The organism is Mycobacterium sp. 852002-51971_SCH5477799-a, from assembly GCF_001667145.1.
Taxonomy (GTDB): Bacteria; Actinomycetota; Actinomycetes; order Mycobacteriales; family Mycobacteriaceae; genus Mycobacterium.
The window spans coordinates 66,866-87,802 of the sequence record NZ_LZIF01000049.1 but is presented as its reverse complement, the minus strand read 5'-3'; the positions used below and the strand labels follow the sequence as shown (position 1 = coordinate 87,802).

The following is a 20,937-nucleotide window of genomic DNA, read 5'->3' as shown; positions in this document are numbered from 1 at the left end:
CCGACCGGGGAGCCTGTTGATCATGCGGACCATCGAAGGGCGCGGAGATCACGTGGTGGTGATCGGTGCCGGGCTGGCCGGGCTTTCCGCGGCGCTGCATTTGGCCGGCCGCGGGCGGGCGGTCACGGTGGTGGAGCGCGAGCCGTGGCCCGGCGGGCGGGCCGGCCGCCTCGACATCGACGGCTATCGGATCGACACCGGGCCGACGGTGCTCACCATGCCGGACATCATCGACGAGACGTTTGCGGCCGTGGGCGAACGGCTCTCCGACCGCATGGAGCTGATGACGGTCGATCCGGCCTATCGCGCCGTGTTCGCCGACGGCAGTGCCTTGGACGTGCACAGCGATGCAGACCGGATGGCCGACGCAGTCGCGGAGTTCGCTGGGTTCGGGCAGGCAGCGGGCTACCGACGGCTTCGACAGTGGCTGACGCGGCTGTACCGCACCGAATTCGACGGCTTCATCGCCGCGAACTTCGATTCGCCGCTGTCGCTGCTCACCCCGCGGTTGGCGCAGCTGACCGCCATCGGCGGCTTCCGCAAGTGGGATCGGATGGTCGGGCGGTACATCACCGACCCACGGTTGCAGCGGATCTTCACCTTTCAATCGCTGTACGCCGGCGTGGCGCCGCGTGACGCCCTGGCGGTATACGCGGTAATCGCCTACATGGACACCATCTCGGGTGTGGTGTTCCCGCGCGGGGGCGTACGCGCGCTGCCCGACGCGCTCGCCGCGGCCGCCGCCGACGCGGGCGTCCAATTCAGTTATGGCGCAACGGTTACCGCCCTCGAACGCACCGGCGGGCGGATCAGCGCCGTAGTGACCGAGCAGTCCGGATCCATTGCCTGCGACGCGGTGGTGCTGACCACCGAACTGCCGCAGACCTACGCTTTGCTGGGCCGTACACCGCGTCGCGCGGTGCGGCTGCGTCCTTCACCCTCGGCCGTCGTGGCGCATGTGGGCTGTCCCGCCGTCGCATCCGAGACGGCCCATCACACCATTCTGTTCGGCGAGGCGTGGGAACAGACGTTCACCGACATCGTCGACGACGGACAACTCATGCGCGACCCGTCGTTACTCGTCACCCGGCCGACGGCCAGTGACCCGACCCTTGCTCCGGAGGGACGCGACCTGCTCTACGTGCTCGCCCCGGCGCCGAACCTGCATCGGGGCACCATCGATTGGGCCAGCACCGGCGGCGCCTACGTCGAGGACATGATCTCGCACGTCGCCGACCGGATGCTGCCCGGTTTACCGCCCGACGCAACGGTTTTGGATGTCGTCACACCCGCCGACTGGGCGCGGCAGGGCATGGCGGCCGGCAGCCCGTTCGCGCTCGCCCACACGTTCGGTCAGACGGGACCGTTTCGTCCGGGCAACATGGTGCGTGGCATCGACAACGCGGTGCTCGCCGGCTCCTCCACCGTGCCCGGCGTCGGAGTTCCGACCACGCTGATCTCCGGGCGGCTCGCCGCCGACCGCGTCACCGGCATCCCCACCCGATCGAGCGCGCACTTCGACATGAAAGCCCGATTGCCATGATGCGCAGCGAGTTGGCCGCGGCCGGAATCGACGATCCGCGGCTGCGTGACGGATACCGCCAATGCCGCGAGCTCAACGCCGCGCATGGCCGCACCTTCTTTCTGGCCACCCGGCTGCTCGCGCCCGACCAGCGACCGCCCGTGCACGCGCTGTACGGCTTCGCGCGGTACGCTGACGACATCCTCGACGAGCTCGACCCGCAGGTCGGCGCCGACGTCCGCGGCCGGCGGCTGCAGCAGCTGTCGGAGCGATTCTTCTCCGGCGGTGCTCACCTGGAGGATCCGCTGGTCGCCGCGGTGACCGACACCGTGCGGCGCTATCGGATCAGCGCCGGGCTGTTCGAGGACTTTCTGGCTTCGATGCGGATGGATCTCACCGTCACCGACTACCCCGACCGCGACGCGCTCAACCTGTACATGCGGGGATCTGCGGAAGCCATTGGGCTGCAAGTGCTTCCGATCTTGGGCACGGTAACGCCAACGCAGGAGGCCGCGCCGTACGCCGCGGCACTGGGCCGGGCCTTCCAGCTGACCAACTTCCTGCGCGATATCGACGAGGACCTGCAGCGCGGCCGGGTGTATCTGCCGGCCGACGAACTGGCCGCCGAGGGCGTCGACCGAGAGTTGTTGACCTGGTGTCACGCACACCGCCGCACCGATCCGCGGGTGCGCCGGGCCCTGATCGCCCAGCATGAAATCGCCCGGCAAACCTACCGATTCGCCACGGCGGGGATCGCCACGCTGGCCGCCCGGTCCCGACCATGCGTGGCGACCGCGGCCGCCCTGTACTCGGAGATCTTGGACCGCATCGAAAGCAGCGACTTCGCGGTGTTCGATCACCGCGCCACGGTCGGCAAGGCGCGACGGCTTCGAGTCGCCGGTGCAGGACTGATACGGTCGTGGCGGGCGCGGAACGGCGCGCGGGGCGTTCGTCAAACGGGGGCCGGATGAGCGATCGGTGGCAATACCTGGCTGTGCTCGCCGCATGCCTGGTGATCACCGCTCCGCTGGAGATCTTCGGCCCCGGCGTCTACCGGCAGTGGCGACGCGTCATCAAGGCGGTCGTGCCGGTGGCTGTCGTGTTCCTGGTCTGGGATGCAATCGCGATCGCCGCGCACGTGTGGACGTATGACCGCGCATACCTGTGCGGGCTGAGCATCCCGTTCCGGGTGCCGATCGAGGAGGTGCTGTTCTTCCTCGTCATTCCGGTGTGCGCGTTGCTGACCTACAACGCCGTGACCACCATCCTGGCAAAGGTGCAGCGCCGATGACCGGCCTTGGCTACACTTTGCCGGCGGCGCTGGCGGTATTGCTGGTCTGCGCAACGGAATTGGCGCTGCTGCGGACCGGGCTCTTCCGGCGGCCGGCCTACTGGCTGTCGATGTTGATCGTGCTGGGCTTCCAGATCCCGGTGGATGGCTGGCTGACCAAACTCAGCTCCCCCATCGTCATCTATGACGACAAACAGCTCAGTGGCGCGCGTTTCCCGTTCGACATCCCGGTCGAAGATTTTCTGTTCGGCTTCGCGTTGGTCACCGCGGTGCTGCTGCTGTGGGAGCGGCAACGTGCGCGTCGGTGATGCGGGCCCCGGCGAGTTGGCGACCGCGTTCGACGCGGGCGCGGCGGCCTACGACCGCCTGGTCGGGGCCAGCCCCGGCTACCACGCGCAGCTGATTTTGTCGGCCCGACGGATGCGGATTCCGGCCCGGGGCAAGGGTTTACGGTTGCTCGACGCCGGATGCGGCACGGGCGCCTCGACGGCCGCGCTGCTCGCCGTCGCGCCCGAGGCCGACATCGTCGCCGTCGACGCGTCGCGCGGAATGCTCGATGCGGCGCTCGCGAAGCGCTGGCCCGATTCGGTGCGCTTCGTGCACACCCCCGTCGAAGAGCTGGCAGAGCACGAAATCACCGGCCCGTTCGACGGCATCATGGCCGCCTATCTGATCCGTAACGTCGCCGACCGCGACGCGCAGCTGCGCAGGTTCCGCGAGCTGTTACGCCCGGGCGGCACGCTGGCGGTGCACGAATATTCGGTGCGCGACTCCCCCACGGCGACCCGGATCTGGCACGCGGTGTGTTGGGGCATCATCATCCCCGCCGGGTGGTGGCGCACCCGGGACGCCGGGTTGTATCGCTACTTGTGGCGCAGCGTGCTGGCGTTCGACGGCGCTGCCCAATTCCGGATCCGGCTTGCCGACGCCGGTTTCACCGCGGTGCACAGCGAGACGATGCCCGGCTGGGAAGCCAACATCGTGCACACCTTCCTCGCGGATGCGCCGCGATGACCGCCGACCGACGTCGCCGGACATTCGCCGCGCCAGAGGGATTGCCGGATGCCGGGGCGCTCGCGTCGCGCCCGCGGGTGGCCGTCGTCGGCGGCGGGATCGCCGGGCTGGCGGCCGCCACCGGGCTGGCCGAGCGCGGCGTCGCCGTCGAGGTCATCGAAAGCGAGCACTACCTCGGCGGCCGGGTGGGCGGCTGGACCGAGCGCAACGGCGGCGACGAGCTGGCGATGAACCGCGGCTTCCACGCCTTCTTCCGGCAGTACTACAACCTGCGCGCCCTGCTGAGCCGAGTCGACCCGCAACTGCGAATGCTCACCGCCGTCGAGGATTACCCGCTGATCGACGGGGCGGGCCGGCGTGACAGCTTCCGCGGGCTGCCGCGCACCCCACCGTGGAACGCCGTGATGTTCGCGGCGCGCAGCCCCACGTTTCGGCTGCGTGACTTCGCCCGCATCGACGCACGCGCGGCCGCACCACTGGCCGCCGTATCGGTGCCCGGCACCTACCAGCACCTGGACCATACCGACGCCGCGACGTTTCTCGAAGACATCCGCTTCCCCAAGGCCGCACGGCATCTGGCGTTCGAGGTGTTCTCCCGCAGCTTCTTCGCCGACCCCTCCCAGCTCTCGGCGGCCGAGTTGGCGACCATGTTCCACATCTACTTCCTGGGGTCGTCCGAAGGCCTGATCTTCGACGTGCCGCGCGCGAACTACGACAGCGCGCTGTGGCAGCCGTTGCGTGGCTACCTCGAAGCGCGCGGCGTGCGGTTCCGGCTCGCCACCAGGGTGCTCGGCATCGACACCGAGTCGACGAAGCCCTTCCGGGTGCGCAGCGATTCCGGTGAGCACTCCGACGTCGACGCCGTTGTGTTGGCCACCGACATCGAGGGTTTGAAGCGGATCGTCGCGGCGTCCAGCGACCTGGGCACCGAGGACTGGCGGGCCCGGATATCGCGGCTGCGCACCGCGCCGCCGTTCGCCGTGCACCGATTGTGGCTCGACCGCCCCGTCGCGGCGCACCGGCCGGCGTTTCTGGGCACGGCCGGCCATGAGCCGCTCGACAACATCAGCGTGCTGGAGCGCTACGAATGCGAAGCCCGCGACTGGGCCGCCGCGCATCACGGTTCCGTCGTCGAACTGCACTCGTACGCGTTGGACGCCGCGCCGTCTCGCGCCGCCGCGCTACGACAACTGCACAGGATCTATCCGGAAACCGCTGCGGCACAAATCGTCCACGAAAAGCTGTTGCATCGCAGCGACTGCCCGCTGTTCTCGCCCGGCTCCTATCCCGCTCGGCCGCCGGTCAGCACGCCCACGCCGGGCTTGCTGTTGGCCGGCGATGCCATCCGCATCGACTTGCCGGTCGCACTCATGGAGCGGGCCGCCACCACCGGCTGGTGCGCCGCGAACCAACTCCTGCAACGATGGGGACTGGCCGGGCACCCCTTGGCCACGGTACCCACCCAAGGCCGGTCACCACTGCTGCGATGGCTTGCCGACCGCGAAAGATCAAGCCGACCATGAAGATTCGCGAACAGCTTCAACAACGCCTGTCCGCCACCGGAACGAAAGGGTGGCCGCTGCAGGTGCTTCCGCGCACCTCATGGACCGATCAGCACCCGACATATCGCGACGCGCAACCCGCCATCATCGAGGGCGCGCTGCGGCGCTCGCAGCGCAAGTCCACCGGCAACTGGTACGCGTTCGCCGCGAGCGACCGGGTGCCCGGCGGGCGACCCTACGGCACGCGCGTCGCGGGTGTCGACCTCGTCGCCTGGCGCGACGAACGGGGCCGGCTGTGCGTGGGTCCGCGCAGTTGTCCGCACCTGGGGGCGGACCTGGCGACCGGCATTGTGCATCGGGGCGCGCTGATCTGCCGCTGGCACGGCCTGACGCTGGACGGGCGCGCCCGCGAATTCGGCTGGAGCCCGCTGCCCAGCCACGACGACGGCGTCCTGGCATGGGTTCGGCTCGACGCGGTGGGCAAGGAGGAACCGCTGGATCGGCCGGTGATTCGGCAACGGCCGACCGGCGACACGCTGAGCGCGGTCGCCCGCGTGGTGGGTGTGTGCGAGCCGACCGACATCATCGCCAACCGCCTCGATCCGTGGCACGGCGCATGGTTTCACCCCTACTCGTTCACCCGGCTCGAGGTGCTCACGACGCCTACCGAACAGGCCGACCGATTCTTGGTGGCCGTGACCTTCCGGATGGGACGCCTGGGGGTGCCTGTCGTCGCGGAGTTCAGTTGTCCGGAGGCGCGCACCATCGTGATGCGCATCGTGGACGGAGAGGGGTCCGGCAGCGTCGTCGAAACCCACGCGACACCAATGGGTTTCGGTGTCGATGGCCGACCACGCACCGCTGTCCTGGAAGCCACCATCGCGCATTCAGACCGGCCCGGTTTCACCCGCGCCTCGCGGGTGGCGCCGTTGATCACACCCTTGATGCGCTATGCGGCCACCAAACTCTGGCGCGACGATGTCGCCTATGCCGAACGCCGCTACGAGGTGCGCGCCGGATCCGGATAGTCGCCGGCGGAGGCGTTGGGCGGGGGCGCCGCGGCATGCCGGCCGCCGGCCGACCGCCGCCGCGCCACCCACAGCACGCCACCGACCAGCAGCGCCGCCAGCACGATCACGGCCGGCCACATGGCCAGCTGCGCGAGCCACAAACGTCGTTGCAAGCGCAACACTTTCCGCTCCGCACGCCCCAGACGCCGGGAAGTCTCGATCACAGTCATCGTCAAACCAAGTACCCGAGGCGCACACATTCAAACCGACACGCAGCGCAGCGCACCAGGTACGTCATCCGTTTAACTATTCAATTATTGAATAGCCGAATCTTCGTGCCGATGATTCGGGCCGCCCTGCCGCGGGAATGCCCTAGGTCTACGCGGCGGAGGAACGTAATGAGCGACCAGCACCGACGATAACGGCGTTGCGCAGGCGGTAGGACGGGTTACCGAGGCGCTGGAAACCAGAGGAATCGAAGAGCGTTGGGCAAAGCTACGCGAAACGCCACCTGGCGCAACGTCCGCACGCAAGATCGACGAGAGCCCTTGGCGATACTCATTGATGAACTGGGGCCACGACCCGGCGAAATCCTGACAGTGCCCGCTCGTCGCGGCTGCGCGGCACGGGTGCCGTAGGCTAGGGCATCGCGCACCTGCGGGCGTGTTTGCTCTCAGCGTGCGTCTGTATGCGCTACAAAGGAGAAGCCCCCGAACGTTTCGTCGGCCGCGATTAGCGCTCGCCGATACGCCGGCGTATTTGCACGAAGGGTGCGGGTAAGTGACCAAGCGCGCCGCGGCTGACCGGCGAGTAGACCGGGCCGAACTCGAGAAATTGATGTCGGCCGACATGCGCGCGATCACCGCACAGTCCGACCGCATCGGCCGGCACTTCGCCCGCCAAAACGATGTCAGTGGCACAGACTTCCACGCGTTGCTGCACATCATGGTTGCCGAAACCGCCGGAGAACCTTTGACCGCGGCGCAGTTACGCCGGAGCATGGACGTGTCACCGGCCGCCATCACCTATCTCGTCGATCGCATGATCGACGCCGGCCACGTCCGGCGCGAACCCGATCCCCAGGACCGGCGCAAAACCCTGCTGCGCTATGAGAAACCGGGGATGGCCCTGGCCCGGTCGTTTTTCACTCCCCTTGGGGCCGAACTACATACTGCGCTGGCCCACCTTCCCGATCGCGACCTGGCGGCGGCACACCGGGTGTTCACGTCGATGGTCGAGGCGATGGCCGGCTTCGAATCCCGGCTCGCCGCAACAACTCCGAAAGCCTCGGCCGCGGAACCGAAGCGCGCGACGGCGAAAGGCCGTCGCGGTTCGTCCAAACGCGGCGACGGATGACAGCCACGTCGCGCGTACCTAGTGGATGCCGATGAGGTCGATGTCGCGCAGATCCGCCAGCTTTGCGGCACCACAGCCGTGTAGGCAGATTCGAAGCTCGTCGATGAACGGCGCCAGCCAATCGACCACTGCGCCAGTCGATTCGATCGCGGCGGGCAGCAGCGGCCGCGCCACCGCCACCACGTCGGCGCCCAGCGCGATAGCCTTGGCCGCATCCATACCGGTGCGGATGCCACCGGAGGCCACCAACGGAAGCGCCGGCAGAACCTTTCGCACCTCGACGATGGCCCGCGCGGTGGGGATACCCCAATCAGCCAGGTGCGGATAGCGCAGTTCGCCGTATCGCACGAACTGCTCGACCCGCGACCACGACGTGCCACCGGCACCCGCGACGTCGATTCCGGCGACCGGCAATTCGCCCTCGGTCCCGACGAGCTGCGCGGCTGCCGCACCACCGATCCCGTGCCCGACCTCCTTGAGCAGCACCGGACAGTCAAGGGTGTCGGCCACCTCGCGCAGCCTGTTCAGCGACCCGGAGAAATCCGTGTCGCCGTCGTGCTGCACCGCTTCCTGTAGCGGATTGGTATGCACGGCAAGCGCATCGGCGCCCACCCGCTCGAGGGCCTTCGCCAGGTCCGGCGCCGCGGCCTTCGTCAGCTGAGCCAGGCCGATATTGCCGAACAGTAAGACATCCGGGGCCACGTCGCGCACCGTGAAGCTGTTTGCGGCGCGCTCCCCCAGCGCGCTGTCCAGCATGATCCGCTGCGAACCCAGCATCATGCCCAGGCCCAGCTGTTGGGCGGCCGCGGCCAGATTGCGGTTGATCGTCCGGGACAGCTCGGCGCCGCCGGTCATCGCACCGATGAGTATCGGGAACCGCAGGTTTACGCCGAAAAAGCTGGTGGACAAGTCGATGTCGCCCAGATTTGTCTGAGTCAGCGCGTTGTAGGGCAATTCGTAGCGATCCAGGCCCGTACTGACGCCCTCATAGCCGACGGGCTCGTTCAGGCACACGTCGATGTGCCGCCGCTTGCGGCTCTTCATCTCGCCCCGGTCAGCGGTCATCGCAGCTACCCCCTCGCATCCGACACTGCTCCCGCGCCCCGCGTTCATAATGTCCATAGTGCCCCCTGTTATGCACCGCCGACGCTGCCACATGGCGATGCATCATTTCAGTTGATTAATGTTTAATAAACTGAAAGGGTTGTGTTTGTGATGTGGGATTCCGTGGCCGCCGCTGTGGCGGGCCGGCGTTCATGGCTGCTCGCACTGGTCACGGCCCTGCTGGGTGTCGCACTCCTGGTTCTCGTCGGCGGCAACGCCGCCGCCGGCCAATCGCCGCAATCGATTCCAGTCGATGCGCAATCGGCGCAGGTCGATGCCCTGGCCAAGCAGTTTCCTGGGGGTGACAATGCCCCACTGATCGTTGTGGTCAGCCGCGCCGATGGTGGGGTCCTCGGCCCGTCCGACATCGTCGCCGCCCAGGCCGCGCTGAACCGAGTGCAGGCGGCCGGGCCCGCAGCACCTGTGCTGCCGTCGCGCGACCAGAAGGCGGCTATCGCGGTGGTGTCGATCAGCGCATCCTTGTCCGGGCTTGCCCTGGGCGATGCCGTCGCCGCAATGCGCACCGCGGCCGCACATGGCCTGCCCGCGGACCTGCAGACCCACGTGACGGGGGGCCCGGCGTTCGGCGCCGACATCGCCGGCGCCTTCGCCGGCGCAAACATCACCCTGCTCGCGGTGACGACGTCGGTGGTGGCACTGCTGCTGATGGCCACCTACCGCTCCCCGGTGCTGTGGCTGGTGCCGCTGGTCGTGGTCGGATTCGCCGATCGCGTGGCCGCGGCGCTCGGCACGGCGGTGGCGTCGCTGACCGGGTTGAGCTTCGACGGCGCCACTTCCGGGATCACCAGCGTGCTGGTTTTCGGTGCGGGCACCAATTACGCGCTGTTGCTGATTTCTCGATATCGCCAAGAGCTTCGGCGCCATACCGACCATCGCGCGGCGTTGCGCCGGGCCGTGCGCAGGGCGGGACCGGCCATCGTCGCCAGCAACGCCACCGTAGTGCTGGCGCTGCTCACCCTGCTGTTCGCGTCCACGCCGAGCACCCGCAGCCTGGGCGCGTTGGCGGCGTGCGGCCTGGTGGTGGCCGCGGTTTCGGTGCTGGTGATCCTGCCTGCGCTGCTGGCCGTGTGCGGCCGGCGATTGTTTTGGCCGTTCATCCCGCACGACGGCGACGACGGAACCCTGGATTCCGGCGGCTGGCATCGGGTCGCGGAATGGGTCGGCGGGCGACCCGCGCTGGTCGCGGCTGTCGCGATCGCGGCGCTGGTGGCCCTTGGCACCGGCTTGTTGGGAACCCGGATCGGCTTGTCGCAGACCGAGCAGTTCCGGATACACGCCGACTCGGTAATCGGTTACAACGTTGTGGCCGAACATTTTCCGGCCGGCCTGGCGAATCCGACGCTGGTCGTCAGCGCAGCCGACCGCGTCGCACCGGTACAGCAGACAATCACGTCCACCCCCGGCGTGGTGTCGGCGACCGAGACCGGGCGATCGGCATCCGGACTGGCGAAGTGGTCGGTGGTGATCGACGCACCGCCGTCGTCAAAGCGGGCGTTCAGCATCGTTGCCGCGCTGCGCGATTCGACACGGGCCGCTGACCCCCGCGCACTGGTGGGCGGGGCCGACGCACAGGCCCTGGACATTCGTGATGCGGCCACGCACGACCGGGTGCTGCTGATCCCGGCGATCCTGGCCGTCATCCTCGTCGTCCTGTACGTGCTGCTGCGCTCGGCGCTCGCGCCACCGACGCTGCTGGCGGCGACGATTCTGGGAGCGCTGGCCGCGCTGGGCCTGGGCGGCTGGGCGAGCCTGCACGTCTTCGGCTTCCCGGCGCTGGACAACACCACCCCGTTGTTCGCCTTCCTGTTCCTGGCGGCCCTCGGCGTGGACTACACGATTTTCCTGGTCACCCGGGCGCGCGAGGAAGCCGCGTCGCACGGCGCCCGCGCGGGGATGGTACGGGCGGTGTCGGCTACCGGTGGCGTAATCACCAGCGCCGGAATAGTTTTGGCGGCGGTGTTCTGTGTGCTCGGCGTGTTGCCACTGATCGTTTTGACCCAATTGGGCATCATCGTCGGCCTGGGAATCCTGCTCGACACGTTCGTGGTGCGCACGCTGGTCATCCCGGCCCTGTTCGGCCTCATCGGTGACCGGATCTGGTGGCCAACCAGTCCCGTCCCTGCCAAACCCGTTGAGCGACAAACTGATCGGAAACAACCAGAACGGAGCACACCGTGAACAGGTCGATACTGGCAGCGACCAGCCTGGCCGTCGCCGCAGCCGCCGGCACCGGAAGCATCGCCAGCAGCAACGCCATTCCGCGGTGGTATTCGCGGCTTCGCAAGCCGTCCTACCAGCCGCCCCGCGCCGCCTTCCCCACCGTGTGGACCGCACTCTACGGTGACATCGCGGCCACGTCGGCGGTGACCATCGACCGGCTTCGCGCGAGCGGACAGCATGACAGGGCGCGCGGCTACACCGCGGCGCTGGCGGCGAACCTGCTCCTCAACGCCGGGTGGAGTTGGCTGTTCTTCGGCTACCACAAACTCGGCGCGTCCGCGGTGGGCGCGGCGGCGCTGACGGTCAGCAGCGCCGATCTGGTGAGGCGCACGGCCCAAGCCACCCCGCGCGGCGCTGTGGCGTTGCTGCCTTACCCGCTGTGGTGTGGCTTCGCCACCATGCTGTCGACGCACATCTGGCGACTCAACCGCTGAATCATGCCGGCATTGTTGTGGTTTCGCCGCGATCTGCGGGTGCATGACCATCCCGCGCTCGTCGCCGCGTCCGAGAATGATGAGGTGCTCGCCTGCTTCGTGCTCGACCCGCGCCTGGAAAAGTCGTCGGGACAACGACGGATGCAGTATTTGGGTGACTCACTGCGACGGCTGGGCGACGACCTTGACGGCCGGCTGCTGATCGTCCGCGGGCAGCCGCACACGCAGATCCCGCGCATCGCCAAGGAGATCGGCGCGTCGTCGGTACACATCTCCGAAGACTTCGCCCCGTTCGGGAAGCGCCGCGACGAGCGGGTGCGCGCCGCGCTGGATTCGGTGCCGCTGGTGGCGACGGGGTCGCCGTACCTGGTCTCACCGGGCCGCGTCACCAAGCCGGACGGCTCGCCCTACAAAGTGTTCACCCCGTTTCTGCGGCAGTGGCAGAAGACCGGCTGGCGCGAACCGGCGAAGTCGAACGCGGACTCCGCACGCTGGCTGGATCCGGTGCAGCTGCGGGTCAAGCATTGCGAGATCCCCGATCCCGGGGTCGCCCTCGAGATGGCCGCCGGCGAGGCTGAGGCGCGCAAACAGTGGAAGTCGTTCGCCGACAACGGATTACACAGCTATGCCGACGACCGCAACAGGCCCGACCTGACCGGGACCAGCCGCATGTCGGCGCACCTGAAGTTCGGTGCCATTCATCCGCGCACCCTGGTCGCCGACCTGGACCCGCGCGGCAGTGGGGCGCAAGCCTTCCTGCGCGAGTTGGCCTTTCGCGACTTTTACGCCGACGTGCTGCACCACTGGCCGGCCAGCAGCTGGCGCAACTGGAACAGTGATTTCGACGGCATCCAGACCGACACCGGCGCCGAGGCCAAACGCCGCTTCGAGGCGTGGAAAACGGGCGAGACGGGTTTTCCCTTCGTCGATGCCGGGATGCGTCAGCTGCGCGCAACCGGCTTCATGCACAACCGGGTGCGGATGATCGTGGCCTCGTTCCTGGTCAAGGATTTGCACCTGCCATGGCAATGGGGCGCCGAATGGTTCCTGGACCAGCTGGTAGACGGCGACATGGCGAACAACCAGCACGGCTGGCAGTGGTGCGCCGGCTGCGGCACCGACGCCGCGCCCTACTTCCGGATATTCAACCCCAGCACGCAGGGCGAGAAGTTCGACCCGTCGGGCGATTACATCCGGCACTGGGTACCCGAACTGCGCTCAGCCGAGGACGTGCACCTGCGCAAGGGCGAGCGCCCGGACGGCTACCCTGCGCCCATCGTCGACCACGCCACCGAGCGCGCCGAGGCGCTGCGGCGCTACCAGTGCATCTGACGGGCGATTCACCGTCACTCGGGAGGCGACATGACCAAGTTCACTTCCGCACGCTGCTCATTTCGGGCGCGACGGCCGGTAGCATCGGCAAGCCGCCGGCTAGCGGGCGGCCTTCTTGCGTTCGATGTCGGCCAGCGCCGCAGCCAGTTCGGCGCGTTGCGCGGCCGAACTCTCCCAGGCGAGCTGGCGGTTCTTGACCACCTTGGCCGGAGCGCCGACCGCGATGGAGTAGTCCGGGATCACCCCGCGGACCACCGCGTGAGACCCCAGCACGCAGCCCCGCCCGACGGATGTGCCGCGCAGCACCGACACCTTCACGCCCACCCAGGTGTCCGGACCGATCCGGACCGGGGACTTGACGATGCCCTGGTCCTTGATCGGCATGCCGATGTTGTCCATGCGGTGGTCGAAATCGCAGACGTAGCACCAGTCGGCCATCAATACCGAATCGCCGAGCTCGATGTCGAGGTAGGCGTTGATGACGTTGTCGCGGCCCAGCACCACCTTGTCGCCGAACCGCAGCGAGCCCTCGTGGGCGCGGATGGTGTTCTTGTCGCCGATGTGCACCCACCGGCCGATCTCGAGCTGCGAGAGTTCGGGCGTCGCGTGGATCTCGACGCCTTTGCCGAGAAACACCATGCCGCGGGTGATGATGTGCGGGTTGGCCAGTTTGAACTTCAGCAGCCGCCAATAGCGCACCAGGTACCAAGGCGTATACGCGCGGTTGCGCAGCACCCATTTCAGCGAGGCCAGCGTGAGGAACTTGGCCTGGCGAGGGTCTCGGAGGTTCGATCCACGCCAGCGGCGATGGACCGGGGCACCCCACATGCTCGTCATGGCCGGACAGCCTAACTCGGTCATCTACGAGCCCGCGAACCGCCACGGGTTACCCTCACCTGTACTCGATTGCCGCCGAACGGCCGGGTCTGCCCGCGAGCGGCCCGCCTCCCAAGAAGGATTTGGAAAACCGAAGGTGCTTGCCCGACAACTCGTCAGTGGGCTCCGGCGTTGGTCATCGGCACTGCTGGCGGCTGTGCTCGCGGTCATGCTCGGCGCCTGCGGCGATACCGACTCGTGGGTCGCCGCATCGGCCGCGCAAGGCTGGCCGGCGCAGTACGCCGACGCCGCCAACAGCAGCTACACCGCGACCGGCGGCGCCATGAAGCTCTCGCTGCAGTGGACCCGGTCGGTGAAGGGCAGCCTGGCCGCCGGACCGGCGCTCAGCGCGCGCGGCTATCTGGCCCTCAACGCCGAAACCTCGGCGGGCTGCTCTCTGATGGAGTGGGAGAACAACGACAACGGTCGACAGCGCTGGTGCGTGCGTCTGGTCCAGGGCGGCGGGTTTGCCGGACCACTACTCGACGGTTTCGACAACCTCTACGTCGGCCAGCCCGGAGCGTTCCTGTCTTTCCCGGTGACCCAGTGGACGCGGTGGCGCCAACCGGTGATCGGCATGCCCACCACGCCGCGGTTCGTTGGGCAAGGCGAGCTGCTCGTGGCCACACACCTTGGTCAGGTGCTGGTCTTCGACTCCCATCGCGGCCAGGTCGTCGGCAGCCCGCTCGATCTGGTGGACGGCGTCGATCCCACCGACGCCGCACGAGGGTTGGCCGATTGCGCGCCGGCCCGGCAGGGCTGTCCCGTCGCGGCCGCCCCCGCGTTCTCGACCGCCAACGGGATGGCGGTGCTGGGCGTCTGGCAGCCCGGCGCTCCCGCCGCGGGTTTGGTGGGGCTGAAGTACCACCCCGGGCAGACGCCACTGCTGACCCGCGAATGGACCAGCGACACCGTGGGCGCCGGTGCCATCGCCAGCCCGGTGTTGTCGGCCGACGGGTCGACCGTCTATGTCAACGGCCGCGACCAACGGCTGTGGGCGTTGCGTACGGCCGACGCGAAAGTGAAATGGTCGGCGCCGCTGGGGTTCTTGGCACAGACGCCGCCTTCGGTCACCCCGCAGGGGTTGATCGTGGCCGGCGGCGGGCCCGACACGAAGCTGGTGGCGTTCAAGGACGCCGGCGATCACGCCGATCAGGCGTGGCGGCGCGACGACGTCTTGCCCCTGTCGACGTCGAGCCTGGCCGGTACCGGTGTCGGCTACACGGTGGCCAGCGGGCCACCGGCCAACGGCGCCCCCGGCATGTCGCTGCTGATCTTCGATCCCGGCAGCGGCCGCACGCTGGACAGTTACCCGATGCCGGCGGCCACCGGGTATCCGGTCGGGGTGTCGGTCGGCGCCGATCGCCGGGTGGTGGCTGCCACCAGCGACGGCCAGGTTTACGGTTTCGCGCCGGCCTGACCCGGACATACCACTATGGTGCCGATAGACGAGCCCGCTGCGCCAGGCGCCGCGACAACCAAAACCACTGCAAGCCCGCGGAGCAACGCCGCCGACATCGTGGCGACGTCCGTCCTGCTGGTCATCCACGGGGGGCTGTACGCGGCGAGCTTTGCGCTGCTGGGCCTGCTCGTGATGACCACCGACGCCTGCGGGTCTCGAAAATGCGGCGATCCCGCCTGGGTCGACCGGGCCATGGACCTGGGCACCTGGGGCGGGGCCGTCCTGCTGGTCGCCGACATCGCGGTCGCCGTGTATTTCCTGGTGCGGCACAAACGACGGGCCTTTGTCGTCCCGTTGATCGGTTGTGTCGCGCAAGTGGCGCTGGCGCTCGCCGCCGTGGCGATGGAGTTGCAGGCCGGACCCGTCTAGATCGCCAGCGGCGGGATGGCGTTGCGCGGCACCTGGGCCTGCAGCGGCCCGCCGAGCGCCGGCAGCATCTCGCCCGGGGCGAAGTAGAAGATCAACTGATCATCGGTGATGGCGAAATTCTGGTAGTGCGACGGGTCATGTCCCGTCGACGGCAAAACTGCGGCGCCCAAAGGGGTTTGACGTTCCAGGTCGCGCTGCACGATCGGGTAGATGGCGTCCAGCGGTGTAGCGCCCGGCGGGAACAGGTTGTCGAAGGTGATGGGCTGCTTGGTCCCGAGGTTGTAGTTGAACGCCTTGTACCAGTTCGACGAGTGCGCCCCTCCTACGTCCTGGAAGAACTTGAGCACGACGCTGCGGGTGTTGTGCGGCGGTTGCCCGGCACCGTGTTGCTCGGTGGTGGCCTCTAGCTGGTAAGGCTGGTCACGGCCCCCGGAACTCTGCGCTACGGCGACGAAGCCGTCCCGGTTCTGGGTGATGTAGTCGGTCAGGGCCTGTTCGTCGGGATAGTCGGCGGGAAAGCTCATGTTGAGCGTGTAGTTGGGGCCGGTGGCGTGCAGGCGGCACATCTGGCCGGCCTCAAGGCTGGCGCCCAGGCTGGCGCACGACGGCGGCTCGGCCGCGGCTGGCCCGCCCAGCAAGACCGCCGCCGCGAGCAGCGCGGCGGCTATCAGAAAACGCATCGTGGAAGTGTCCTCGCAGACTGGCCAGGGCCGGTGCCCCGGGGAAGTGACGCCGCCAGCGTACCCGGCGCTATCGGGAGGGTTGGCAGACGAACGCGATCGCCCGGCCGGCGGGCCGTGAGCCGATGCGGGCGATGACCACCGACAGCGACCGGCTCCCGCGCAGCCGCATCCGTCTGCGCAGCGCGTCCGGGTCCACCCGGACCCCGCGCACCAGGACCTCGAGCGATCCGCAGTCCAGCGCCGACAGCGCCTGGCGGAGCCGGCGTTCGTCGAAGACCAGCTGCTCGAGCACCTCGAAGCCGCGATCGCCCGCCGGCCGCCGATCGCCGGAGAGGTAGGCGATGTCGGGGTCGAGCTGCCACAGTCCGTGCCGCGCGCCGTAGTGACGCACCAGCCCGGCCCGCACCACGGCGCCGTCCGGGTCGACGATCCACCGCCCCACCGGGCGCGCCGGGCAATCGTCGGGGTCGTTGTCGGTGAGCTGCTCGCCGCGATCCAGCAGGTTCGCCCGCCGGCCCACACCGGACTGCGCCAGTCCGGGCGACCACAGGCACGCCTCCCGGACCGAGCCGCGATACGACGTCACCTCGATTTCTCCGTCGAAACCGAGACGCCGAACCTGATCGAAATCGATTCCGGGAGCGCACTTTACGACGAACTCCCGGCCGCGGTAGGTGTCGAGCAGCGAGCCTAGGCCGGGCTGATATTCGTCGATACGCAGCCGTCGCCGACCCTCGACGCGTCGGACCGGATCGACCACGAGCACGGCATCGCGGGTGACCGGGCGCAGCGCGTCGGCGCGGCAGATCCACGCCGACTCCCCGACGTTGTGGCGCGCCATCAACACCCGCACCGGATCGATATCGCTGCCCACCGCGGCAACCCCGCACACCCTCAGGGCGGCGAGCTCGGTGCCGATCGAACAGGTCGCGTCGTGCACGACGACGCCGCTGCCGCCGCCGGCCAGCCGTCGGGCCCGGTGCATAGCCACCGGCGCCGCGGTGGCCTGCTGCAGCGCCTCATCGGTGAACAGCCAATCCGATACTCCCAGCCCGCGCAGCTTGTCCGCGGCACGGCGGCGCAACAGGACCGTCTCCACCAGCACCGCGGCCCGGTCGCCGAACCGGGCGCGTGCCGCCGCGACGTCGCCGACCCGGGTGGCGTCGGTCAGTTCGAACTCGGCGACCGCCGCCAGGGCCGCGGCACCCGCGCGCGAGCGCAGATAGCCGACGTCGTTCGCGCTGAAGCGCAGCCCACCGCTCAGGAGGGTTTGACCCCGGTCACCATCACGTTGTAGAACCAGCCCTTCGGGACCACCCGGCGCCACACGTTGGCGTCCACCCAGCTCAGCGCCTTCCAGCCGTTGAAGGCGAATTTCGCCCAACCCCAGCCCAGGCGCCCGGGCGCCACCGACGCCTCGAATGTGCGCACCGGCCAGCCGAACATCGCGGCGGTGAACTCTTCGCTGACGGTCCGCACCTCGGTGGCGCCCGCGTTGGCGGCCATCCGCTCCAGGTCACCCGGAGTGAAGGTGTGCAGGTCGACGATCGCCTCGAGCGCCGCGGCCCGGGAGGATTCGTCGAGCTCGGCCTGCGGGCGCCGCCAGCCGCCCAGGCCGGGCAGCTTGGTGACGTTGGTCGCGATGCGCCAGGTCAGGGTCGACAGCTCGCGGGCGTAGACGTCGCCCGCGCTGGTCGGCTCGCCGGCGAAGACGAACCGGCCGCCGGGACGCAGCACCCGGATCACCTCGCGCAACGACAGCTCCACGTCGGGAATGTGATGCAGCACCGCATGCCCGACGACCAGGTCGAAGGTGTTGTCCGCGTACGGGATGCCCTCGGCGTCGGCGACCCGGCCGTCGATGTCGAGGCCCAGCGACTGCCCGTTGCGGGTGGCGACCTTGACCATGCCCGGCGAAAGGTCGGTCACCGATCCGCGCCGGGCGACTCCCGACTGGATCAGGTTGAGCAGGAAAAAGCCTGTGCCACAGCCCAATTCGAGGGCGCGGTCGTAGGGCAGCTCGTGCAGCACCTCGTCGGGCACGATCGCGTCGAAGCGGCCCCGGGCGTAGTCGATGCAGCGCTGATCATAAGAGATCGACCACTTGTCGTCGTAAGACTCGGCTTCCCAGTCGTGGTAGAGCACCTGCGCCAGCTTGCTGTCGTGCCGGGCGGCTTCCACCTGCTCGGCGCTGGCGTGGGGCGTCGGAACGGCGTCGGTCGAACTGGTCATGCAGGGCAGCCTAACGGCCCTCGGGATCCGCCCTATCGCCACCGCCCTGACCAGCAGTGAACACCTCGACGTAGCGCCGGCGTTGCGCGGCGAGCCGCTCGGACAGTTCCAGGTCGAAGACTTCGTTGATCCCGGCTTTGGCGGCGGCCAGCGCGTGCCGCGGACCGTCGAGAAAGCGGCGCGCCCAGCCGGCGGCGGCGTCGTACACGTCGTCAGGGGCCACCATCTCGTCGATGAGGCCCAGCTCCAGGGCCTCATCGGCGTCGAAAAAACGGCCGCTGAACACCAACTCCTTGGCCTTGCTCGCGCCGGCCACCCGGGTCAGGCGCGCCATCGCGTCGCCGCCGGGCACCAGGCCGGCCAGGATTTCGGTCGCCCCGAACTTCACGTTGTCCCCGCTGATCCGCCAGTCGGCGGCCAGGGCCAGCGTGAGCCCGGCGCCCAACGCGTATCCGGTGATCGCGGCGACGGTCGGCTTGGGGATCGCCGCCACGGCGTCGACGGCCTGCTGGCGGACCCGCGCCACGCTCTCGGCCTCGGAGCCCCGCAGGGTCCGCAGCTCGGGCATGTCGTCACCCGCGGAGAAGATTTCTTGGCCGCCGAAAAGGATCACCACGGCGACGTCGTCGCGCCGGCCCAACTCGTCGGCGGACGCGATGACCTCCCGATAGACCTGGCGGGTCATCGCGTTCGTCGGGGGCCGAGACAACAGCAACATGGCCAGCCCGGCGTCCTGGGAGCCGTCGCTGACGACCACGCTGACGAACTCGTTCACCTGAGCGTTCACCAGGGCCACTCCATACCGCCCGATATGCGCGCCTGGTGGTAGCGATCGGAATCAAAGAACTCGAAAACCCAGTTGTCACCCCGCTTTTCGAGGAGCGGCTGCACGGGTGCGATCTGGCGTTCGACGGCCAGCACGTCGGCGACGCTGCGGCCGGCCAGCGAATCCAGCTGGGTCCAGGTCGGCGGCAGCAGGATGTTGCGACCGGCCTCGAAGTCGGCGATAGCATCCTGCGGCAACGCCCAGCCGAACCGGTCGGACTCGGTGTTCTCCCCGTCGGCGCGCTGGCCCTCGGGCAGGGCCGCCACGAAGAAGTAGGTGTCGTAGCGGCGGGTCCGCTCGGCCTCCGGAGTGACCCAGTTGGCCCATGGCCGCAGCAGGTCAGAGCGCAACACCAGGTTTTCGGTGCGCAGGAAATCAGCGAACGACAGCGTCCGATCGTCCAGGGCGCGCCGGGCATCGGCGTAGACCGCGGCGTCGCGAACGATGCCGTCCGGGTCGCCGGCCGGGCCGGCGAAGAGCACCCCGGACTCCTCGAAGGTCTCCCGCGCCGCTGCACATACCAATGCCACGGCCAGTTCGGAGTCGATGCCGAACCGCTGTGCCCACCATTCCGGCGGGGGACCGGCCCACGCGATGTCGGCGTTGCGGTCGCGGTCGTCGACGCCGCCGCCGGGAAACACGATGACGCCCGGGGCGAACTCCATCTTCGAATGGCGGCGCATCAGGAAGACCTTCAAGCCGCCGGGCACATCGCGGACCAGCATCACGGTCGCCGCCGGCCGAGTCGGCAGCGGCTCGGGGGCGGTGTTCATTCCAGCCTCCTCCGGTGGGCTGCGCGGGTACGGATTCGCCGCGCGAAGTAGCGCCCGTCGACGACATCGAGCGCGATCGCTTGGCCGAATGCGGTGGACAGGTTCTCGGAGGTCAGCACGTCGGTCAGCAATCCCGCGGCAACCACTTCGGCTTCCGAAAGCAGCATGCAGTGGCTGAACCCGGGCGGAATCTCCTCGACGTGGTGGGTGACCAGCACCAGGGCGGGAGCGTCGGGATCGGCGGCCAGGTCGGCGAGCCGCGCGACCAGCTCCTCGCGGCCGCCCAAATCCAGGCCGGCGGCGGGCTCGTCGAGCAGCAGCAGCTCGGGGTCGGTCATCAGCGCGCGGGCGATTAGCACCCGCTTGCGCTCGCCTTCCGACAGCGTCCCGTAGGTTCGGTCCGCAAGATGCTCGGCGCCCAGGCTTTCCAGCATGTCAATCGCGCGGCGGTAGTCGAGGTCCTCGTAGCGCTCCCGCCACTTGCCCAGCACCGCATAACCGGCCGAGACAACGAGATCGCGAACCACTTCGTCGGTGGGGATGCGTTGCGCCAAAGCCGAAGAGCTGAGCCCGATCCGGGACCGCAACTCGGTCACGTCGACCCGGCCCAGTCGCTCACCGAGCACGAAAGCGGTGCCGGACGAGGGATGTTCGGCGGCCGCGGCGATCCGCAGCAGCGAGGTCTTGCCGGCACCGTTGGGGCCGACGATCACCCAGCGTTCGTCGAGTTCGACCGCCCAGTCCAGCGGGCCGACCAAGACGTTGCCGCCGCGCCGCAGCGACACCTGCCTGAAGTCGAGCAGCAGATCGGGGTCGGCCGCCTTGCTAGTCTGGTCGGCTCTGCCCGCGGATTCTCTCGAATCCTCGGGTTTCACCTCCGGCTTCCGTTTTCGGGCACCCGACCATCGTG

22 protein-coding genes are annotated in these 20,937 nt (G+C 68.7%); 13 read left to right on the top strand and 9 right to left on the bottom strand.

Features of this window, described 5'->3' with window-relative positions:
• Positions 1-22 precede the first annotated feature (22 nt).
• From crtI to A5753_RS05975, 7 genes are read left to right on the top strand one after another with little or no spacing between them, the layout of a single operon-like run.
• Positions 23-1,543, top strand: a complete 1,521-nt coding sequence (gene crtI, locus A5753_RS06005) for a phytoene desaturase family protein (protein ID WP_067124409.1) — start codon at positions 23-25, stop codon at positions 1,541-1,543.
• Positions 1,540-2,493, top strand: coding sequence for a phytoene/squalene synthase family protein (locus tag A5753_RS06000; protein ID WP_067124407.1), 954 nt, complete (start codon positions 1,540-1,542; stop codon positions 2,491-2,493). Before crtI ends, A5753_RS06000 begins: the two co-directional genes overlap by 4 nt.
• Positions 2,490-2,813, top strand: a complete 324-nt coding sequence (locus A5753_RS05995; protein ID WP_067124405.1) for a lycopene cyclase domain-containing protein — start codon at positions 2,490-2,492, stop codon at positions 2,811-2,813. Before A5753_RS06000 ends, A5753_RS05995 begins: the two co-directional genes overlap by 4 nt.
• Complete coding sequence (locus A5753_RS05990; RefSeq protein WP_067124403.1) at positions 2,810-3,121, top strand: lycopene cyclase domain-containing protein; 312 nt, start codon at positions 2,810-2,812, stop codon at positions 3,119-3,121. The genes A5753_RS05995 and A5753_RS05990 overlap by 4 nt, the downstream gene beginning before the upstream one ends.
• Positions 3,108-3,827, top strand: coding sequence for a class I SAM-dependent methyltransferase (locus tag A5753_RS05985; RefSeq protein WP_067124401.1), 720 nt, complete (start codon positions 3,108-3,110; stop codon positions 3,825-3,827). The genes A5753_RS05990 and A5753_RS05985 overlap by 14 nt, the downstream gene beginning before the upstream one ends.
• Positions 3,824-5,350, top strand: a complete 1,527-nt coding sequence (locus A5753_RS05980) for an FAD-dependent oxidoreductase (protein WP_067124399.1) — start codon at positions 3,824-3,826, stop codon at positions 5,348-5,350. Before A5753_RS05985 ends, A5753_RS05980 begins: the two co-directional genes overlap by 4 nt.
• Positions 5,347-6,357: a DUF5914 domain-containing protein gene (locus tag A5753_RS05975; protein ID WP_067124397.1), complete on the top strand. Its 1,011-nt coding sequence runs from the start codon at positions 5,347-5,349 to the stop codon at positions 6,355-6,357. The genes A5753_RS05980 and A5753_RS05975 overlap by 4 nt, the downstream gene beginning before the upstream one ends.
• Here the strand turns inward: A5753_RS05975 and A5753_RS05970 are convergent.
• Positions 6,330-6,512 (bottom strand): hypothetical protein, encoded by a 183-nt coding sequence (locus tag A5753_RS05970; RefSeq protein WP_197694603.1) that lies wholly within the window; start codon positions 6,510-6,512, stop codon positions 6,330-6,332. The genes A5753_RS05975 and A5753_RS05970 overlap by 28 nt on opposite strands.
• Positions 6,513-7,119: 607 nt before the next feature.
• Between A5753_RS05970 and A5753_RS05965 the strand changes: the two genes are divergently transcribed.
• Positions 7,120-7,695, top strand: coding sequence for a MarR family winged helix-turn-helix transcriptional regulator (locus tag A5753_RS05965; protein WP_067124393.1), 576 nt, complete (start codon positions 7,120-7,122; stop codon positions 7,693-7,695).
• Between the two features lie 18 nt (positions 7,696-7,713).
• Here the strand turns inward: A5753_RS05965 and fni are convergent, their stop codons facing one another.
• Positions 7,714-8,760 (bottom strand): type 2 isopentenyl-diphosphate Delta-isomerase, encoded by a 1,047-nt coding sequence (gene fni, locus A5753_RS05960; RefSeq protein ID WP_067124391.1) that lies wholly within the window; start codon positions 8,758-8,760, stop codon positions 7,714-7,716.
• Positions 8,761-8,910: 150 nt separating this feature from the next.
• Here fni and A5753_RS05955 point away from each other — a divergent pair, with 150 nt between their 5' ends.
• From A5753_RS05955 to A5753_RS05945, 3 genes are read left to right on the top strand one after another with little or no spacing between them, the layout of a single operon-like run.
• On the top strand, positions 8,911-10,998 hold the full coding sequence (locus A5753_RS05955) for an MMPL family transporter (RefSeq protein ID WP_197694602.1): 2,088 nt from the start codon (positions 8,911-8,913) through the stop codon (positions 10,996-10,998).
• On the top strand, positions 10,995-11,474 hold the full coding sequence (locus A5753_RS05950; protein ID WP_067124387.1) for a TspO/MBR family protein: 480 nt from the start codon (positions 10,995-10,997) through the stop codon (positions 11,472-11,474). The genes A5753_RS05955 and A5753_RS05950 overlap by 4 nt, the downstream gene beginning before the upstream one ends.
• Positions 11,475-11,477: 3 nt before the next feature.
• Positions 11,478-12,806: a deoxyribodipyrimidine photo-lyase gene (locus A5753_RS05945; protein WP_067124386.1), complete on the top strand. Its 1,329-nt coding sequence runs from the start codon at positions 11,478-11,480 to the stop codon at positions 12,804-12,806.
• A 99-nt stretch (positions 12,807-12,905) separates the two neighbouring features.
• Here the strand turns inward: A5753_RS05945 and A5753_RS05940 are convergent, their stop codons facing one another.
• Positions 12,906-13,643 (bottom strand): acetyltransferase, encoded by a 738-nt coding sequence (locus A5753_RS05940; RefSeq protein WP_067124384.1) that lies wholly within the window; start codon positions 13,641-13,643, stop codon positions 12,906-12,908.
• 208 nt (positions 13,644-13,851) lie between these two features.
• On the opposite strand from A5753_RS05940, the gene A5753_RS05935 reads away from it, so the two are divergent.
• Together A5753_RS05935 and A5753_RS05930 are read left to right on the top strand one after the other, a co-directional pair.
• The gene (locus A5753_RS05935; protein ID WP_197694601.1) at positions 13,852-15,102 is read left to right on the top strand and encodes a PQQ-binding-like beta-propeller repeat protein; all 1,251 of its coding nucleotides are present in this window, start codon (positions 13,852-13,854) and stop codon (positions 15,100-15,102) included.
• A gap of 18 nt (positions 15,103-15,120) precedes the next feature.
• On the top strand, positions 15,121-15,513 hold the full coding sequence (locus A5753_RS05930) for a DUF6264 family protein (RefSeq protein WP_067124471.1): 393 nt from the start codon (positions 15,121-15,123) through the stop codon (positions 15,511-15,513).
• On the opposite strand, the gene A5753_RS05925 is transcribed toward A5753_RS05930, so the two are convergent.
• The 6 genes from A5753_RS05925 to A5753_RS05900 all read right to left on the bottom strand — a co-directional run bounded on the left by A5753_RS05925 (position 15,510) and on the right by A5753_RS05900 (position 20,902).
• Complete coding sequence (locus tag A5753_RS05925) at positions 15,510-16,193, bottom strand: esterase (RefSeq protein WP_067124380.1); 684 nt, start codon at positions 16,191-16,193, stop codon at positions 15,510-15,512. The genes A5753_RS05930 and A5753_RS05925 overlap by 4 nt on opposite strands.
• Positions 16,194-16,263: 70 nt before the next feature.
• Positions 16,264-17,499 (bottom strand): SAM-dependent methyltransferase, encoded by a 1,236-nt coding sequence (locus tag A5753_RS05920; RefSeq protein WP_082971187.1) that lies wholly within the window; start codon positions 17,497-17,499, stop codon positions 16,264-16,266.
• Positions 17,457-18,428, bottom strand: a complete 972-nt coding sequence (locus A5753_RS05915; protein WP_067124376.1) for a class I SAM-dependent methyltransferase — start codon at positions 18,426-18,428, stop codon at positions 17,457-17,459. Before A5753_RS05915 ends, A5753_RS05920 begins: the two co-directional genes overlap by 43 nt.
• 10 nt (positions 18,429-18,438) lie before the next feature.
• The gene (locus A5753_RS05910; protein ID WP_067124469.1) at positions 18,439-19,203 is read right to left on the bottom strand and encodes an enoyl-CoA hydratase; all 765 of its coding nucleotides are present in this window, start codon (positions 19,201-19,203) and stop codon (positions 18,439-18,441) included.
• An 8-nt stretch (positions 19,204-19,211) separates the two neighbouring features.
• Complete coding sequence (locus A5753_RS05905) at positions 19,212-20,027, bottom strand: NUDIX hydrolase (RefSeq protein WP_067124374.1); 816 nt, start codon at positions 20,025-20,027, stop codon at positions 19,212-19,214.
• Positions 20,024-20,902 carry an ABC transporter ATP-binding protein gene (locus A5753_RS05900; RefSeq protein WP_067124372.1) on the bottom strand — a complete coding sequence of 293 codons (879 nt, stop codon included), beginning with the start codon at positions 20,900-20,902 and terminating at the stop codon, positions 20,024-20,026. Before A5753_RS05900 ends, A5753_RS05905 begins: the two co-directional genes overlap by 4 nt.
• Positions 20,903-20,937 lie beyond the last annotated feature (35 nt).

Coding starts and splice junctions, on each gene's coding strand:
- crtI (WP_067124409.1), top strand. CDS start 23: ATGCGGACCATCGAAGGGCGCGGAGATCACGTGGTGGTGATCGGTGCC.
- A5753_RS06000 (WP_067124407.1), top strand. CDS start 1,540: ATGATGCGCAGCGAGTTGGCCGCGGCCGGAATCGACGATCCGCGGCTG.
- A5753_RS05995 (WP_067124405.1), top strand. CDS start 2,490: ATGAGCGATCGGTGGCAATACCTGGCTGTGCTCGCCGCATGCCTGGTG.
- A5753_RS05990 (WP_067124403.1), top strand. CDS start 2,810: ATGACCGGCCTTGGCTACACTTTGCCGGCGGCGCTGGCGGTATTGCTG.
- A5753_RS05980 (WP_067124399.1), top strand. CDS start 3,824: ATGACCGCCGACCGACGTCGCCGGACATTCGCCGCGCCAGAGGGATTG.
- A5753_RS05975 (WP_067124397.1), top strand. CDS start 5,347: ATGAAGATTCGCGAACAGCTTCAACAACGCCTGTCCGCCACCGGAACG.
- fni (WP_067124391.1), bottom strand. CDS start 8,760: ATGACCGCTGACCGGGGCGAGATGAAGAGCCGCAAGCGGCGGCACATC.
- A5753_RS05955 (WP_197694602.1), top strand. CDS start 8,911: ATGTGGGATTCCGTGGCCGCCGCTGTGGCGGGCCGGCGTTCATGGCTG.
- A5753_RS05945 (WP_067124386.1), top strand. CDS start 11,478: ATGCCGGCATTGTTGTGGTTTCGCCGCGATCTGCGGGTGCATGACCAT.
- A5753_RS05940 (WP_067124384.1), bottom strand. CDS start 13,643: ATGACGAGCATGTGGGGTGCCCCGGTCCATCGCCGCTGGCGTGGATCG.
- A5753_RS05935 (WP_197694601.1), top strand. CDS start 13,852: ATGCTCGGCGCCTGCGGCGATACCGACTCGTGGGTCGCCGCATCGGCC.
- A5753_RS05925 (WP_067124380.1), bottom strand. CDS start 16,193: ATGCGTTTTCTGATAGCCGCCGCGCTGCTCGCGGCGGCGGTCTTGCTG.
- A5753_RS05915 (WP_067124376.1), bottom strand. CDS start 18,428: ATGACCAGTTCGACCGACGCCGTTCCGACGCCCCACGCCAGCGCCGAG.
- A5753_RS05905 (WP_067124374.1), bottom strand. CDS start 20,027: ATGAACACCGCCCCCGAGCCGCTGCCGACTCGGCCGGCGGCGACCGTG.